Annotated in this window: 15 protein-coding genes; 9 read left to right on the forward strand and 6 right to left on the reverse strand. The window is 60.6% G+C overall.

The genetic code is table 11. The features are described from left to right. Positions 1 to 21: 21 nt before the first annotated feature. Together PSH66_RS27595 and PSH66_RS27600 are read right to left on the reverse strand one after the other, a co-directional pair. Complete coding sequence (locus PSH66_RS27595; protein ID WP_141062929.1) at positions 22 to 1,215, reverse strand: AAA family ATPase; 1,194 nt, start codon at positions 1,213 to 1,215, stop codon at positions 22 to 24. Positions 1,216 to 1,283: 68 nt separating this feature from the next. Beyond that, the gene (locus PSH66_RS27600) at positions 1,284 to 2,228 is read right to left on the reverse strand and encodes a GlxA family transcriptional regulator (protein ID WP_078734988.1); all 945 of its coding nucleotides are present in this window, start codon (positions 2,226 to 2,228) and stop codon (positions 1,284 to 1,286) included. Between the two features lie 193 nt (positions 2,229 to 2,421). On the opposite strand from PSH66_RS27600, the gene PSH66_RS27605 reads away from it, so the two are divergent. The 5 genes from PSH66_RS27605 to PSH66_RS27625 all read left to right on the forward strand — a co-directional run bounded on the left by PSH66_RS27605 (position 2,422) and on the right by PSH66_RS27625 (position 7,032). Further along, positions 2,422 to 3,366: a choline ABC transporter substrate-binding protein gene (locus tag PSH66_RS27605; RefSeq protein ID WP_305428007.1), complete on the forward strand. Its 945-nt coding sequence runs from the start codon at positions 2,422 to 2,424 to the stop codon at positions 3,364 to 3,366. 73 nt (positions 3,367 to 3,439) lie between these two features. Next, positions 3,440 to 4,327, forward strand: coding sequence for a 3-keto-5-aminohexanoate cleavage protein (locus tag PSH66_RS27610; protein ID WP_003176580.1), 888 nt, complete (start codon positions 3,440 to 3,442; stop codon positions 4,325 to 4,327). Positions 4,328 to 4,375: 48 nt separating this feature from the next. Then, the gene (locus tag PSH66_RS27615; protein WP_003176581.1) at positions 4,376 to 5,341 is read left to right on the forward strand and encodes an L-carnitine dehydrogenase; all 966 of its coding nucleotides are present in this window, start codon (positions 4,376 to 4,378) and stop codon (positions 5,339 to 5,341) included. Positions 5,342 to 5,391: 50 nt separating this feature from the next. Further along, positions 5,392 to 5,868: a thioesterase family protein gene (locus tag PSH66_RS27620; RefSeq protein ID WP_003176582.1), complete on the forward strand. Its 477-nt coding sequence runs from the start codon at positions 5,392 to 5,394 to the stop codon at positions 5,866 to 5,868. Positions 5,869 to 5,880: 12 nt separating this feature from the next. Beyond that, on the forward strand, positions 5,881 to 7,032 hold the full coding sequence (locus PSH66_RS27625) for a gamma-butyrobetaine dioxygenase (protein ID WP_305428008.1): 1,152 nt from the start codon (positions 5,881 to 5,883) through the stop codon (positions 7,030 to 7,032). A 26-nt stretch (positions 7,033 to 7,058) separates the two neighbouring features. Here the strand turns inward: PSH66_RS27625 and PSH66_RS27630 are convergent, their stop codons facing one another. Beyond that, positions 7,059 to 7,364 carry a hypothetical protein gene (locus PSH66_RS27630; RefSeq protein ID WP_305428009.1) on the reverse strand — a complete coding sequence of 102 codons (306 nt, stop codon included), beginning with the start codon at positions 7,362 to 7,364 and terminating at the stop codon, positions 7,059 to 7,061. Between the two features lie 669 nt (positions 7,365 to 8,033). Between PSH66_RS27630 and PSH66_RS27635 the strand changes: the two genes are divergently transcribed. Then, a complete protein-coding gene (locus PSH66_RS27635) occupies positions 8,034 to 8,297 on the forward strand; it encodes a hypothetical protein (protein WP_042945381.1) in 264 nt (87 codons plus the stop codon). Between the two features lie 104 nt (positions 8,298 to 8,401). On the opposite strand, the gene PSH66_RS27640 is transcribed toward PSH66_RS27635, so the two are convergent. Beyond that, the gene (locus PSH66_RS27640) at positions 8,402 to 9,505 is read right to left on the reverse strand and encodes a GlxA family transcriptional regulator (protein ID WP_003176586.1); all 1,104 of its coding nucleotides are present in this window, start codon (positions 9,503 to 9,505) and stop codon (positions 8,402 to 8,404) included. A gap of 536 nt (positions 9,506 to 10,041) precedes the next feature. Next, positions 10,042 to 11,418: an L-serine ammonia-lyase gene (locus PSH66_RS27645; RefSeq protein ID WP_305428010.1), complete on the reverse strand. Its 1,377-nt coding sequence runs from the start codon at positions 11,416 to 11,418 to the stop codon at positions 10,042 to 10,044. Between the two features lie 415 nt (positions 11,419 to 11,833). On the opposite strand from PSH66_RS27645, the gene PSH66_RS27650 reads away from it, so the two are divergent. The 3 genes from PSH66_RS27650 to choV all read left to right on the forward strand — a co-directional run bounded on the left by PSH66_RS27650 (position 11,834) and on the right by choV (position 14,870). Further along, entirely contained in the window at positions 11,834 to 12,781 is a 948-nt protein-coding gene (locus tag PSH66_RS27650; RefSeq protein WP_003176589.1) for a choline ABC transporter substrate-binding protein, read from the forward strand. Positions 12,782 to 12,849: 68 nt separating this feature from the next. Next, complete coding sequence (gene choW, locus PSH66_RS27655) at positions 12,850 to 13,695, forward strand: choline ABC transporter permease subunit (RefSeq protein WP_010207125.1); 846 nt, start codon at positions 12,850 to 12,852, stop codon at positions 13,693 to 13,695. Continuing rightward, positions 13,692 to 14,870 (forward strand): choline ABC transporter ATP-binding protein, encoded by a 1,179-nt coding sequence (choV, locus tag PSH66_RS27660; RefSeq protein WP_017531046.1) that lies wholly within the window; start codon positions 13,692 to 13,694, stop codon positions 14,868 to 14,870. Before choW ends, choV begins: the two co-directional genes overlap by 4 nt. Before the next feature lie 150 nt (positions 14,871 to 15,020). Here the strand turns inward: choV and PSH66_RS27665 are convergent, their stop codons facing one another. Beyond that, entirely contained in the window at positions 15,021 to 16,955 is a 1,935-nt protein-coding gene (locus PSH66_RS27665) for a BCCT family transporter (RefSeq protein ID WP_305429659.1), read from the reverse strand. Positions 16,956 to 17,004 lie beyond the last annotated feature (49 nt).

Here is a 17,004-nt window from a genome sequence, read left to right on the forward strand (position 1 = left end):
CCCCCCACATTCAGACCCAGCTCACAGTGGATTCTGGTTGTTTTTAGTGCGGTGCTTGTGCAGCAGCCAATCTCCAAACGCCTTGTCTTCCAGCGCATACCCGCCCCGGCTCGACTTCCATACCAACTCCTTGTCACGCAAGGCATCGATACAGGCCTGAATGGTCTGGGTACCCGGCACCACATCGCTGCCCATATCCTCCAGCGCTTTGCTGACCGCGGTGATTGTGCTGTCGGTAAACGGCGCAAAGGGTTCATTGCTGTGCAAGCGTTCCACCATCACCTGCAGCACCGCACGTTGCGGGATGGTCAGGGCGTTCCAGGCGCTTTCGAATTCGGTCCACACTCCCGCGCGCAGCAATTCGGCACGGCTGTGCAGCAATTGGCCCAGATTGCTCGCCTCACCCAGCTCCAATGCGACTTCACCGATGATGGTGCGCAGCATCTCGGGGCGACGGCCGACCAGCTCGAAGGCGGCGTCGATATCCGCCGCCTTGAACTGGTTGGTCTTGGCCAGGTGGGCATTCAGGTGCGCCGTGTAGGCCTGGGTGAACTCTTTGCCCAGCAGTGGAAACGGCGTGATGCTGGAGCCGAAGAACGGCTGGCTCTTGCCCAGGACCAGATGGGCCAGCTTGTCGCGGTTGGAACCGGTGAACACCAGGTGCAAGCCACTGCCGTCCTCGTCACGGCCTTGGTTGAGCTGATCCCGGGCGGCCTTCAGCGCGAACATCGCGTTGATACCGGAATCGCTGCTTAATGCGTGCTGCGCTTCGTCAATCACCAGCACTACGGGTTTTTCGGCAGCGCTGTGGAGCAACTCCAAGGCCTGGGTCAACGTCGCGCCAACGGGCAATTGGGGCTTGCTGAAGTCCCAGGACAAGGTACGCAGAAAGCTCAGTTTCTCGATTCCAATGTTCTTGGCCAGCTTGCGAATGCCTTTTTCATAGGGAACCAGAGCAGCGGCAATAGCACTGGCGATCAACTCCGCCGGATCTTTGTCTTTGTCAGCCCACAGGTCGACATACACGGCAAGCCAACCCCGAAGCTGACACTCCGGGATCAAATCTTCACGCAAAAATGTACTTTTGCCGGTGCGACGCGGTGCCGCGAGAAACAGGCCAGAGGTGAAATCCTGAATACCAGCCCCCACCAGGCCGTCGGCAATGCTGCTTGCCAGCGTGGGGCGGCGGAACACGAAGCCGCTGTGCTTGGACATGATTTTATACTCAATTATGCAACGGACTATAAATTATAGTGAGCAGTATAATTAACTATAATTGCCCGTCAAACCACCTCCCGTCGCCGATCCTCCCGCGGACACTTCGTAAACCTCGCCCGATAACTGCGAGTGAAATACGACGGCGATTCAAACCCACAGGCAATGCTCACTTCCAGCACACTCAGGTCGCTCTGACGCAGCAATTGCCGGGCTTTTTCCAGGCGCAGGCCGAGGTAGAAGTTGCTGGGTGTGTCGTTCAGGTGCAGACGAAACAGGCGCTCCAACTGACGCCGGGTGACTTTGATCGCGTCGGCCAACGCCAAGGTGCTCAGGGGCGGCTCGGTGTGTTGTTCCATCTCGCCGATCACCTGCACCAGTTTCTTGTTGTTGATGCCGTAGCGCGTGGCGATCTGCATGCGCTGGTGGTCTTTGCGCGGACGTATGCGGCCGAGCACGAATTGCTCGGACACCTGAATGGCCAGCTCCGGACCGTGGGCCTGGGCGATCAGGTCGAGCATCAGGTCGATGGACGCGGTGCCGCCGGCGCAGGTGATGCGACGACGGTCGATCTCGAACAGCTCCTGGGTCACCGTCAGCTGTGGATAAGATTCCTTGAACGCATCGATGGCTTCCCAGTGCAGGGTCAGCCGATGGCCGTCGAGCAGGCCCGCTTCGGCGAGCACGCAGGCGCCGGTGTCGATGGCGCCGAGGGTCACACCGTCATGGTCGAGGCGGCGCAGCCAATGTTCCAGCGCAGGGGTGGCGAACTGCAGCGGTTCGAAACCCGCCACCACCAGTAAGGTCGCGCCTTTTTTCAGCGGCTCCAACGCCGCGTCGGCATTGACCGACATGCCATTGCTCGCCAATACCGCGCCGCCGTCGGCGCTCAACACATGCCAGCGGTACAGCTCGCCACGAAAGCGGTTGGCCACCCGCAGCGGTTCCAGCGCGGAAATAAAGCCAATGGCCGAAAACCCCGGCATCAGTAGAAAGTAGAAATCCTGGGACATGGTGGCGCTCTCGTCATACGGGCAGCGTGGCACTGTGATACTCCCGTTCACCGGCGGATTCAAGGGGACAGGTCGCTACAGTGCAAGAGCCGGTCGCCGCCGTGCGTTTTGTCGGTTGCGAAGGTACGTAACTTGGCCTCACGGCGCACAAAGACGCCGGACCCCACAATAACGACCTGCCGAGGGACCCACCATGAACCGACTGATCCGCCGCTGCGTGCTCGCACTCACCGTCAGCGCCATCTTGAGCACCAGCGTATTCGCGGCCGACGCCGAATCCTGCCGGAACGTGCGCATGGGCGTGGTGAACTGGACCGACGTGATCGCCACCAGCGCCATGACCCAGGTGTTGCTCGACGGCCTCGGCTACAAGACCAAACAGACCAGCGCCTCCCAGCAAATCATCTTCGCCGGCATCCGCGACCAGCGTCTGGACCTGTTCCTGGGCTACTGGAACCCGCTGATGACCCAGACCATCAGTCCTTTCGTCGATGCCAAACAGGTCAAGGTTCTCGACAAACCCAGCCTGGAAGACGCCCGTGCCACCTTGGCGGTACCGACTTATCTGGCGGACAAGGGCCTGAAAACCTTCGCCGACATCGCCAGGTTCGAGAAAGAACTGGGGGGTAAGATCTACGGCATCGAGCCCGGCTCAGGCGCCAACACGCAGATCAAGGCGATGATCGCCAAGAACCAGTTCGGCCTGGGCAAGTTCCAGCTGGTGGAGTCCAGCGAGGCCGGCATGCTTGCTGCCGTGGACCGCGCCGTGCGCCGCAAGGAAGCCGTGGTGTTCTTCGGCTGGGCGCCGCACCCGATGAACGTCAACATCGCCATGACCTACCTCAGCGGCAGCGAAGACGCCCTGGGTCCGAACGAAGGCATGGCCACCGTCTGGACCGTGACGACGCCCACCTACGCCGAACAATGCCCCAACGTGCACAAACTGCTGGCCAACCTGACCTTCACCGCCGCCGACGAGAGCCGGATGATGCAGCCGCTGCTGGATCACAAGGACGCTCTGGAGTCCGCCAGGCAATGGCTCAAGGATCACCCCCAGGACCAGGCCCGCTGGCTGGAAGGCGTGACCACCTTTGACGGCAAACCGGCCGCGGCCAACCTGCAATTGACCGGCAAATAACCTTTTTCGAATCACCGTTTCGCGGTCATTACCGACCGCGAACGGCACCACCACGCCTGTAAGGAATCGCCTCATGAACCACGACGTCATCATCACCTGCGCACTCACCGGTGCTGGCGACACGACCGCCAGAAGTCCACACGTGCCGATCACCCCCAAACAGATCGCCGCAGCGGCGGTTGAAGCGGCCAAGGCCGGCGCCACCGTGGTGCATTGCCATGTGCGAGACCCCGAGACCGGCAAGTTCAGCCGCGACGTGGCGCTGTACCGCGAAGTGATGGAGCGCATCCGCGAGGCCGACGTCGACATCATCGTCAACCTCACCGCCGGCATGGGCGGCGACCTGGAGATCGGCGGCGGCGAGAGCCCGATGGAGTTCGGCCCCAACACCGATCTGGTCGGCCCGTTGACCCGCCTGGCCCATGTCGAGGAGCTGCTGCCGGAAATCTGCACCCTGGATTGCGGCACCCTCAACTTCGGCGATGGCGACACCATTTATGTGTCCACCCCGGCACAACTGCGTGCCGGGGCCAAACGCATCCAGGCATTGGGCGTCAAGGCCGAACTGGAGATTTTCGACACCGGCCACCTGTGGTTCGCCAAGCAGATGATCAAGGAAGGCCTGCTGGATAACCCGCTGTTCCAGTTGTGCCTGGGCATTCCATGGGGCGCGCCGGCCGACACCACCACCATGAAAGCCATGGTCGACAACCTGCCCGCCGACGCAGTGTGGGCCGGCTTCGGCATCGGCCGCATGCAAATGCCGATGGCGGCGCAAGCCGTGCTGCTGGGCGGCAACGTGCGGGTCGGCCTGGAAGACAACCTGTGGCTGGACAAGGGCGTGCTGGCAACCAATGGTCAACTGGTGGAACGCGCCAGTGAAATCCTTACCCGTCTGGGCGCGCGGGTGCTGAGCCCGGCCGAGGGCCGAATCAAGATGGGCCTGACAAAGCGCAGCTAAACACCGCCCCTCCCACAAGGGAACACCGAACGCCTTAGGAATTTGCCAATGAGCTTTATCACTGACATCAAAATCTTCGCCGCCCTCGGCAGCGGTGTCATCGGCAGCGGCTGGGTATCCCGCGCCCTCGCCCACGGCCTCGATGTAGTGGCCTGGGACCCGGCGCCAGGCGCCGAAGCCGCGTTGCGCAAACGCGTCGCCAATGCCTGGGGCGCCCTGGAGAAACAAGGTCTGGCGCCCGGCGCGTCCCAGGACCGCCTGCGCTTTGTCACCACCATCGAAGCCTGCGTGAAAGACGCCGACTTCATCCAGGAAAGCGCCCCGGAACGCCTGGAATTGAAGCTGGAATTGCACGGCAAGATCAGCGCAGCGGCCAAGCCGAATGCATTGATCGGTTCAAGCACGTCGGGCCTGTTGCCGAGTGAGTTCTACGAGGGCTCAACCCATCCGGAACGCTGTGTGGTCGGGCACCCGTTCAACCCGGTGTACCTGCTGCCGTTGGTGGAAGTCGTCGGCGGCAAGCACACCGCGCCGGAGGCGATCCAGGCGGCGATCAAGGTGTACGAAAGCCTCGGCATGCGCCCGCTGCATGTGCGCAAGGAAGTCCCTGGATTTATCGCCGACCGCCTGCTCGAAGCGCTGTGGCGCGAGGCGCTGCACCTGGTCAATGACGGCGTAGCCACCACCGGCGAAATCGATGACGCAATTCGCTTCGGTGCCGGGTTGCGCTGGTCGTTCATGGGCACCTTCCTGACCTACACCCTGGCGGGGGGCGATGCCGGCATGCGGCACTTCATGGCGCAGTTCGGCCCGGCGTTGCAGTTGCCGTGGACCTATTTGCCGGCGCCGGAACTGACCGACAAACTGATCGATGATGTGGTCGAGGGGACCAGCGACCAGTTGGGTAGCCGCAGCATTTCGGCGCTGGAACGCTATCGTGATGATTGCTTGCTGGCGGTGTTGGAAGCGGTGAAAACCACCAAGGCCAAGCACGGTATGAGCTTCGCCGAATAACCCTGTGGGAGGGGGCTTGCTCCCTCCCACCTTTGACCGAGTACGGACTCATGCCTGCATTGACCACCTACACCACAAAAATCCAACCTGAATGGGTCGACTACAACGGCCACCTGCGCGACGCGTTCTACCTGCTGATCTTCAGCTACGCCACCGACGCGCTGATGGACGTCTTGGGCCTCGATAGCGACAACCGCGAAGCCAGCGGTCACTCGCTGTTCACCCTGGAGTTGCACCTCAATTACCTGCACGAAGTGAAGCTGGGCGCCGAAGTTGAGGTGCACACCCAACTGATCGCCCACGACGCCAAGCGCCTGCACCTCTATCACGGTCTGCACTTGGTGGGCGAGCAGAAGGAACTGGCCGGCAACGAACAGATGCTGCTGCATGTCGACCTCGCCGGCCCGCATTCGGCGCCGTTCACCGAGGCGATCCTGGAAAAACTCACCACCCTCAGCGCGCAGCAGGCCGAGCTGCCCCGCCCTGCCCTGCTCGGCCGCGTGATTGGATTGCCCGCCAAAAGATAACAAGGAGCCGCCATGCAAAGTGTTGCCGATTTTCGTACCTACACGTTGATCAGCGACCTCGCCGAGGTGCAGCTGTTGGCGGATCGCGTCGACGTGCACTGGACCGATGGCCGGATCAGCCCGTTTCATCATCAGTGGCTGCGCGACAACTGCCCGTGTGGGGAATGCGTGTACAGCGTGACCCGTGAGCAGGTGCTGGAAATCGTCGATGTGGAGGACGATCTCAGCGCCCTCGACGCACGCATTAAGCAGGGTTTGCTCAGTGTGCAATGGCATGGCGGCCATCACAGCCAGTACGACCCGGGCTGGCTGCGGGCGCATGCCTACGACGACGAGTCCCGCGCCGAACGCCGCGCGGCCAAGCCGAAATCCCAGCTGTGGGACAGCCGCTTCCAAGTGCCGGTATTCGACTACGCAGCCGTCATGGAAGACCCCAAGGCGCTGCTGCAATGGTTGCTGGCGTTACGGGATTGCGGCCTCACACAGATCCATCGCGTGCCCACCGAGCCCGGCTCCTTGGCGCTGATCGCCAAGCGCATTTCGTTTATCCGCGAGAGCAACTTCGGCGTGCTGTTCAACGTGCAGTCCAAGGCCGATGCCGACAGCAATGCCTACACCGCTTTCAACCTGCCGCTACACAGTGATTTGCCCACGCGCGAGCTGCAACCAGGGCTGCAATTCCTGCATTGCCTGGTGAATGATGCCAATGGTGGCGAGAGTATTTTTGTCGATGGGTTTGCCATCGCCCATGCCCTGCGCACGGAAGATCCCCAAGCGTTTCGCGCCCTGTGTGAAATCCCCGTGGAGTTTCGCAACAAGGACCGCCACAGCGACTATCGCCGGCTGGCGCCGATCATCGCGCTGGATGCCTTGGGCGAAGTGGCGGAGATTCGCATGGCCAACTTCCTGCGCGGGCCTTTCGAGGCGCCGGTGGAGCAGATGCCGTTGCTGTACCGGGCCTATCGGCGGTTTATTGCGATGACGCGCGAAGAGCGTTTTCGGGTAGTGCAACGCCTGAACCCGGGCGAGCTGTGGTGCTTCGACAACCGTCGTACGCTGCATGCGCGCAATGCTTTTGATCCGGCTTCCGGGGCGCGACATTTCCAGGGTTGCTACATCGACCGGGATGAATTGCTCTCGCGCATCCTGGTATTGCAGCGGTAACGTTGGTGATGGTTGCGCTAGCTTACCTAGCGCTCCTCAGCCGGTAATTGTGCAGCTTCAAGAGCCTGTTTCTTCTCGACAGCTGCTGCAATGAGAGGTGCCATTTCACGCAGCATGTCTATATCTCCACTCTTCTCGTAAAGACTCAGCCATTTGCGTCGAGGCCTTATTATCCGTTCATCATCCCTGACGGGAAGCTTCTTGAGCGTATTTTGCGCGCGCTCTCGGAACTCTGGTGGAACCGCATCCGTTAACACCAATTGAAGGGATGGCAAGCTGATTTCAAACCATCCTTCCTGCACTTCGAATGGGTCTAACAATCCAGCAGCCACTTGCTTGCTTTTAGAGCTGTTAATCCATCCGTCAATATATCGATAGTTCGACCACTCGTAAGCAAGGAATCGATCCTCGTTGTAACTGACACATGATCGACAGTGCCACTCGGAATATACATGGCGGCATAACCACACCGGTCATCAAACCCATCAGCCAGCGCGTGCCTGAAGGGTGACCACAAGTCTCTTGGTCTCTCGGCAACAGGGTTTGCCTTTAGCCAAACATCACCCGGTTTCCGACATCTCTCATCAAACTTATCCGGCTCCGGAATAGGGTTCGACACTGGCGTCATTATTTTTGCCCTTTCGCTGTTTTTTCAGGTTTACCCTGAGAAACGACCCATCGAGGCCAAAACTCATCAAGACCTGGTAAAACACGAACCAACTCTTGATGAATAGAAACGGCACACCCAAAACAAAAAAGCCCCGATCCAGCCGTGACTGGATCGGGGCGCAAGTGACTTGTGTGAGCCGTACATCCCGAGGGTGACCAAACCGTCAAGCTGTGTGCCTGGGTTCAGTGTGCCGGTAAGTGCGTTCGGTACATGGCCCGAAAACGACATGCTCATAGCCATCCGAGGCATTCGTGCATTCTGCCCTTGCCGACCGCCTGGGTGGCTACCAGAATCGAAGTCGAACCCCGCTCCCCTCACCAGGATAGACGTCATGATGCATGCGGATTTGATTGATCAGGATGACCTGCTGGGCCAACTGCGCTCCCTGGGTTTCGAAGTGTCCAGTGGTGCCACCGCCGAGCAGGCCTGCGAGTGCGCGGTACGCGGTTTGAGCGAAGCACGGGCCAAGGCGCTCAAGGGCATGGTTGAGCAGATGTACACCAGCAGCGCGACGATTTTGCCGGCGGTGCGTCAGGCGATTGATAAGCAGCTGTTGCCGGCGTTGATGCAGTTCAAGCAGAACTCCAGAGCCTGACAGATCGCTATCGGGGGCAGCCCCCTCCCACACTTGACCGCGTCCGTCCATGACAACTCGGTCAAGTGTGGGAGGAGGCTTGCCTGCGATGCGGTCAATTCGGTTTAAAGCCTTACGCTGGCAAACGTCGACTCATTGCGCGCCTGGCTCAACGCCGACATCGGCCCCGCCAACGGTGACAACACCAGCGCCTGCGGAATCGGCATCATCGCCACTTGCTGGGTGGTGTTGGAGCCTACGCGCTCATCGCGTGGCGGAATGCCGAAGTATTCGCGGTAGCACTTGGAGAAGTGCGGCGTGGACACAAACCCGCACACCGACGCCACTTCAATGATCGACATCGGTGTTTGCTTGAGCAATTGCCGCGCACGAATCAGGCGCAGCTTGAGGTAGTAGCGCGACGGCGAGCAGTGCAGGTATTTCTGGAACAGGCGCTCCAGCTGGCGGCGCGACACGGCGACGTAGACCGCCAGTTCATCGAGGTCGATCGGCTCTTCCAGGTTGGCTTCCATCAACGCAACGATTTCCTGCAGCTTCGGCTGGTTGGTGCCGAGCATGTGCTTGAGCGGCACGCGCTGGTGGTCCTGTTCGTTGCGGATGCGTTCGTACACAAACATCTCGGAGATCGCGGCCGACAGTTCACGCCCGTGGTCGCGGCTGATCAGGTGCAGCATCATGTCCAGCGGCGCGGTGCCGCCAGAGCTGGTGAAGCGGTTGCGGTCGAGGGTGAACAGGCGCGTGCTCATCGACACGCGCGGGAAGGCTTCCTGCATCGAGGCCAGGCATTCCCAGTGCACGCTGCAATCGAACCCGTCGAGCAGACCGGCGCAGGCCAGGGCCCAACTGCCGGTGCACACCGCGCCGAGACGACGGGACTGGCGCGCCTGGCTTTGCAGCCACGACACATGCTCACGGGTGACGGTGCGCTGGATACCCACGCCACCGCACACAATCACAGTGTCCAGGGCCGGGGCTTTGTGCATGGAGGCGTCGGGAGTGATCTGCAAACCGTCGCTGGCCCACACCTGGTTGCCGTCGACACTCAAGGTTGTCCAGCGGTACAGCTCGCGGCCGGACAGCTGGTTGGCCATGCGCAGCGGCTCGACTGCCGACGCCAGGGAAATCAGCGTGAAATTGTCCAGCAGCAAAAAGCCGATGGATTGAGGCGCACGGTTCTGGGGTTGGGCCCCTGAGTTGAACGACGTCATCGCGGTATCTCCTCACACAAAGCGGGTGATGGCCTCAGGCGAGGCTCTTGTTATTGCGCTCTTCGTCCGTAAAGAAGAGAGGCTTTGAATGGATAGAGCAAATGCCGTGCCTAAAATTGAATGCGTATTCAATAAATCCTGAAAACGACCTGCTGACGCGTCTATATAAGCCCGCGCGGGATGTGCGGGATATGGCCTGAAAACGACGTAGGAGCCGGTTCGCCACAGGGCGTGAGCAGATCGGTAGCACTTGTGGGAAGGCGCTTTGAGGGGTGTGGGACAAGTCTGTCACCCCAAGCACGGGCGACAGAGGGTCGAGGGAAAATCGTTCGGGAGCTACTTATCTGTTTGCGACGCGCTAAAAGGTGGCGCTTTTGGCTTGGGTGTTCACTTGTAGTGAGCGGGCTTGCCCCGCGCTGGGTGGCGAAGCCGCCCCAAAAACAGGCGGCTCGGTTTCAACTGAAACGATGCGGTGCTTTTAATGGGGCGGCTTCGCCACCCAGCGCGGGAAAGCCCGCTCACTACAGCGGTGGTTGTCAGCACTCAACCGCGCTGACCGCCAACCCACCCCGCGACGTCTCTTTGTACTTGTCATGCATATCCGCCCCGGTATCGCGCATGGTGCGGATCACACGGTCCAGAGAGATGAAGTGCTGGCCGTCGCCACGCAGGGCCATTTGCGCGGCATTGATCGCCTTGACCGCCGCAATCGCATTGCGCTCGATACACGGCACTTGCACCAGCCCGCCCACCGGGTCGCAGGTCAGGCCGAGGTTGTGCTCCAAGCCGATTTCAGCGGCGTTGCACAGTTGCTCCGGCGTCGCGCCAAGGATTTCCGCCAGCCCGGCCGCAGCCATGGCGCAGGCCGAACCCACTTCGCCCTGGCAACCGACTTCGGCGCCGGAGATCGAGGCGTTCTTCTTGCACAGGATGCCCACCGCCGCGGCGCCGAGCAGGTAGTCGACCACGTTGGCTTCGGTGACTTCTTCGCTGAACTTCATAAAATAGTGCAGCACCGCCGGGATGATCCCTGCCGCGCCATTGGTCGGTGCGGTAACCATGCGCCCACCGGCGGCGTTTTCTTCGTTGACCGCCAGGGCGAACAGGTTGACCCACTCCATGGCGCTCAAGGTCGAACCGATCACATTGGGTTTGCCCAGCTCCTGCAAACTGCGGTGCAACTTGGCCGCGCGACGGCGCACGTTGAGGCCGCCGGGCAGGATGCCTTCGTGCTTGAGGCCCTGCTCAACGCAGTCCTGCATGGCACGCCAGAGCTTCATCAAGCCGCTGCGGATTTCTTCTTCGGAGCGCCAGACCTTTTCATTCGCCAGCATCAGCTCGGCGACGCGCAGGTTGTGGGTCTTGCACAGCTGCAACAGCTCCACGGCGCTGGAAAAATCATAGGGCAGCTCGGTGCGGTCCATGTCCGCCACGCCGCTTTGGGCCTGGGCCTCATCCACCACAAAACCGCCGCCCACCGAGTAGTAGGTGTCGCGGTGCAGCTCAGCGTCATCGCCATACACCACCAGGGTCATGGCGTTGGGATGGAACGGCAGGTTTTCGTCGAGCAGGCGCATGTCCCGCGCCCACACAAATGGCACCGGCAAACGCCCGTCCAGCAGCAGGGTGTCGGTTTCGCGCAGGGTATGAATGCGCGCGCCGATTTGCGACGGGTCGATGGCGTCTGGCCACTCGCCCATCAGGCCCATGATGGTGGCGGTGTCGCTGCCGTGGCCGATGCCAGTGGCCGACAATGAGCCGTACAGCTGAACTTCGACGCGCCGAACCTGTTCCAACAACTCGCGTCCACGCAGTGACTGGACGAACAACGCCGCGGCGCGCATGGGGCCCACGGTGTGAGAACTCGAAGGCCCGATGCCGATCTTGAACAGGTCGAAAACACTGATAGCCATTGCGGTAGAACTCCTCGATAAGCGCGGCCAGGCTTGAACGAGGTGCTACGCTCAGATCGCCCAGATGGCGGCATCATCAAGGTTTTATCTGCCGTCACGGCGTCTCACACCGACGCACCCATGCTCACCAGCGTCGCTTGCGTGCGAACACTGTTTTTGGCCGTTTTTTGCGGTGCAGATGAGCAAAACCTGCGGTTTTGCCGTAGGAAAAACCTGTAAACGACGTCACCAACACTGGATACGACCCTCCCTGTACTGGATACGACGCACCCTGTAGGCGTCAGATTTTCACTGGTACATGATCAGTCTCGACTCGTTTGCAAGGCACCGTGGCAGAGCTGTTGTCGCACGCTCCAACCGCAACACTTATAAAGCGCGGCGAAGGCCGCCAGAAAAAACACAGGAGTCTACCCAGATGAAAGGTTCACCCTCGTTGTTGTTGGCCGCCATGCTGAGTCTGCCAGTCATGGCGCACGCTGCAGAACCGGAACAGTGCAAGACCGTCAACTTCTCCGATGTCGGCTGGACCGACATCACCGTCACCACCGCGACCACCAGCGAAATACTCAAGGGCCTGGGCTACAAGCCTCGCACCACGATGATTTCGGTACCGGTGACCTACAAGTCACTGGCTGACGGCAAAAACATGGACATCTTCCTCGGCAACTGGATGCCGACCATGGAAAACGACATCAAGCAGTACCGTGATGCCGGCACCGTGGAAACCGTACGCGCCAACCTGGAGAACGCCAAATACACCCTGGCGGTCCCGCAGGCGCTGTACGACAAGGGCCTGAAAGACTTCGCCGACATCGCCAAATTCAAGGAAGAGCTGGGCGGCAAGATCTACGGCATCGAGCCGGGTAACGACGGCAACCGCACCATCCAGACGCTGATCGACAAAGACGCCTTCGGCCTCAAAACCGCCGGTTTCAAAGTGGTCGAGTCCAGCGAAGCCGGCATGCTCTCCCAGGTCGAACGCGCCACCAAGCGCGACCAGGCTATCGTGTTCCTCGGTTGGGAACCGCACCCGATGAACACCCGCTTCAAGATGAAGTACCTGACCGGCGGTGACGACTCGTTCGGCCCCAACTACGGCCAGGCCACCATCTACACCAACACCCGCAAGGGCTATACCCAGGAATGCAGCAACGTTGGCCAATTGCTGAAAAACCTGGTCTTCACCTTGAACATGGAAAGCACCCTGATGGGTAACGTCCTGGACGACAAGATGAAGCCCGACGCCGCCGCCAAGGCCTGGCTGAAAAAGAACCCGCAAGTGCTCGACACCTGGCTCGCCGGTGTCACTACCGTGGACGGCCAACCTGGCCTTGCCGCCGTCAAAGCGTACCTCGACAAATAACACCGCTGACCCCGGGGCGGTGCGCTGCTCCGGGATGTTTCCCTCTTCGCATGTGGACATTCACTACCATGCTGACTGAACAGAAAATCCCACTAGGCCAGTACATCGCTGCCTTCGTCGAATGGTTGACCCAACATGGCGCCAACTATTTCGACGCAATCGCATCGACACTGGAAACGATGATCCACGGCGTGACGTTTGCGCTGACCTGGTTCAATCCGCTGGCATTGATCGGTCTGATTGCGCTGCTGGCTCACTTTATTCAACGCAAATGGGGACTGACTGTTTTTGTCATCGCCTCCTTCCTGCTGATCCTCAACCTGGGGTACTGGCAGGAAACCATGGAGACCCTCGCGCAGGTGCTGTTCGCCACGCTGGTCTGCGTGGTCATCGGCGTGCCGTTGGGCATTGTTGCCGCGCACAAACCGATGTTCTACACCATGATGCGGCCGGTGCTCGATCTGATGCAGACCGTACCGACCTTCGTCTACCTCATCCCTACCCTGACCCTCTTCGGGCTGGGTGTGGTGCCCGGTTTGATTTCCACGGTGGTGTTCGCGATTGCAGCGCCTATCCGCCTGACTTACCTGGGTATCCGCGATGTACCGCAAGAGTTGATGGACGCCGGCAAGGCCTTTGGCTGTTCGCGCCGTCAGTTGCTCTCGCGCATTGAACTGCCCCACGCCATGCCGAGCATTGCCGCCGGCATTACCCAATGCATCATGCTGTCGTTGTCGATGGTGGTGATCGCCGCCCTGGTGGGTGCCGATGGCCTCGGCAAGCCGGTAGTCAACGCACTGAACACCGCTGACATTGCCCTGGGCTTTGAAGCCGGCCTGGCGATTGTGTTGCTGGCCATCATGCTCGACCGTATCTGCAAACAACCCGACGCTAAAGTAGGGGGTGATGCATGAGCATTATCCGATTCGACAAAGTCGACGTGATCTTCTCCAAAGACCCACGCGAAGCGCTCAAGCTGCTGGACCAGGGCATGAGCCGTAACGAGATCCTGAAAAAGACCGGCCAGATCGTCGGCGTTGAAAAAGCCAGCCTGGACATCGAGAAAGGCGAGATCTGCGTGCTGATGGGCCTGTCGGGCTCCGGCAAATCGAGCTTGCTGCGCTGCATCAACGGCCTCAACACCGTGAGCCGTGGCCAGTTGTTCGTGGAGCATGAAGGTCGCCAGATCGACATCGCCTCGTGCACACCGGCCGAGCTGAAAATGATGCGCACCAAGCGCATCGCCATGGTGTTCCAGAAATTCGCCCTGATGCCCTGGCTGACGGTGCGCGAAAACATCAGCTTCGGCCTGGAAATGCAGGGCCGTCCGGAGAAAGAACGGCGCAAGCTGGTGGACGAGAAACTGGAGCTGGTGGGCCTGACCCAATGGCGTAACAAAAAGCCCGACGAGCTGTCCGGCGGCATGCAGCAGCGCGTCGGCCTGGCGCGTGCGTTGGCGATGGACGCCGATATCCTGCTGATGGACGAACCCTTCTCCGCCCTCGACCCGCTGATCCGCCAGGGTTTGCAGGACGAATTGCTGGAATTGCAACGCAAGCTGAGCAAGACCATCGTGTTCGTGAGCCACGACCTCGACGAGGCACTCAAGCTGGGCAGCCGTATTGCGATCATGAAAGACGGCAAGATCATCCAGTACAGCGTGCCGGAAGAGATCGTGCTGAACCCGGCGGACGACTATGTGCGCACCTTTGTCGCCCATACCAACCCGCTGAACGTGCTGTGCGGTCGCAGCCTGATGCGCACGCTGGACAACTGCACGCGGGTCAACGGCTCAGTGTGCCTGGACCCGGGCGGTGACTCGTGGCTGGACCTGGCCGAAGGCAACACCATCCAGGGCGCGCGCCAGAATGGCGTGGTGATGAACCTGCAGAACTGGGCGCCGGGGCAAGCCGTGGAAGGTTTGGGCCGCGTGCCGACCCTGGTGGATTCGAATATCGGCATGCGCGATGCGTTGCAGATCCGTTACCAGACAGGGAACAAGCTGGTCTTGCATGACAACAACAAGGTGGTGGGAATTCTGGGCGACAGTGAGCTCTACCATGCCCTGCTAGGCAAAAACCTGGGCTGACCCACACTGCAAAACCAACTGAAGAAACAGGGTCAATGTGGGAGGGGGCTTGCTCCCGATAGCGGTGTATCAGTAACAGAGGTACTGACTGACACACTGCCATCGGGAGCAAGCCCCCTCCCACATTTAAAGCATTGCCAAGCTCAACTATCAGCTATAGACACGGCCAAGGAGCTGCCGATGGCTTTCAAACTGATCGAGCACGTCCCGGGTAATCTGCTCCTGGGCGAAGCCCATCAGGTCGTACTCCTGAGGCCCGTTGTGCAGGTACACCTCGGCCCGGTAGTAGCGGGTGCGTTCTTCTTCCGGCACGTCGCTCGGCGCCGCCGAGTAAGCATCCAGGCTCACTTCGTAGACGAAGGGGTTGCCCTCTTCCATTTCGATGCGTACGCCAATGCAACGCTTGGATTTACCCAGCAGCGTCTGCACTTGCGCCCCTTGCTCACGCAACGCCGTCGCCGCTTCTTCCAGCGCCGGTGTGACGTGCTTGTCCATAAAGCGCTGCACGGTGGCCTGGCTCGGTTGCAGGTCCAGGGCGGTCAAGCGCTCGCTGAAACCACGACGCCCGCGTTCAGCCAACTGCGCCTGCTCCTGTTCGATGGCCACGTCCTGGCGCATGGCCTTGTGCAAACCGAACATAAAGAAGATCAGCACCACCGAGAACGGCAGCCCCGCCAGCACCACCATGGTTTGCATGGCTTCGAAGTTACCGGCAAACAGCAGGCCGATGGTCACCAGGGTAATCACCGCCGACCAGAAGATCCGCAGCCAGTGCGGCGCATCTTCGTCCACGTTGCCGCCTTTGCAAGAAAGGTTGGCCATCATCACCGCGCCGGAATCCGCCGGGGTCAGGAACAGCACGAAGCCCACGAAGATCGACACACCGATGACAACTTTCGACGCCGGGTAATGTTCCAGCAGTTGGTAGATCGCCATGGACGGCTGTTCCAGCGCCGTCTTGCCCAGCTCCACCGCGCCCTGGTTCAACACCAGGTCCAGCGCCGAGTTACCGAAGATCGACAGCCACGCCAGGGTGAACCCCAGCGGGATCAACAGCACGCCGGCCACCAGTTCCCGCACGGTACGCCCACGGGAAATACGCGCGATGAACATGCCCACAAATGGCGCCCAGGAAATCCACCAGGCCCAGTAGAACAAGGTCCACAGGCCCATCCAGCGTTCGGTTTTGTCGCCGTCGCCTTCGTACACATAGAGGTCGAAGGTTTTCAGCACGATGCCGTTGAGGTAGTCGCCGGTGTTCTGCACCAGACCGTTGAGCAGGTGCAGGGTGGGGCCGAACAGCAGCACGAAGATCAGCAAACCGCTGAACAGCACGATGTTGAGGTTGGACAGGCGACGAATGCCGTTCTCCACCCCGGAGACGGCGGCGATGGTCGCCACGGTGCTCATTACGATGATCACGATCAACAGGTTGGTGTTGTTGTGCTGCATGCCGAACAGGTTTTCCAGCCCCGACGACACCTGCATCGCGCCGATCCCCAGGTTGGTCACCAACCCCAGCAGCGTCACGAACATACCGAAACCGTCCACCGCGTGGCCGGCCGCGCCCTTCACCCAACGCTCACCCACCAACGGGTACAACGCCGAACGCAAGGCCAGCGGCTGGTTATGCCGATACGCGAAGTACGCCACGGCCAGGCCGACCAGGGCGTAGATCGCCCAGCCATGCAGGCCCCAGTGCAGGAAGGTCAGCTGCAACGCCTGGCGTGCCGCGCCATTGCTGGCGGCTGCGCCTTCGGGCGGGTTGAAATAGTGGTCCAACGGCTCCGACGCACCGAAGTACAGCAGCGAAATGCCGATGCCCGACGAGAACAGCATGCCGGCCCAGGCGCCGTAGCTGAAGTCCGGGGTGTCGTCCTTGCTGCCCAGTTTCAACTTGCCGTAGGACGAAAACGCCAGGCCGACCACGAACACCAGGTAGGCGGCGATCACCACCATGTAGTACCAACCGAAGCTTTTCGACAGCCAGGCCTGGGCGACGCCGAGCATGCGCCCGGCCTCCTGCGGGGCGATGATCAGGATGGCGGTCAGCAACAGAATCAGAGCGGTGGAGGTGTAGAACACCCAACCGTTGACCCGCACCTTTTCCGGCGGGGTCTTTATTAGAGAGGCA

Origin of the sequence: Pseudomonas sp. FP597 (genome assembly GCF_030687435.1) — a bacterium.
Lineage (GTDB): Bacteria > Pseudomonadota > Gammaproteobacteria > Pseudomonadales > Pseudomonadaceae > Aquipseudomonas > Aquipseudomonas lactucae.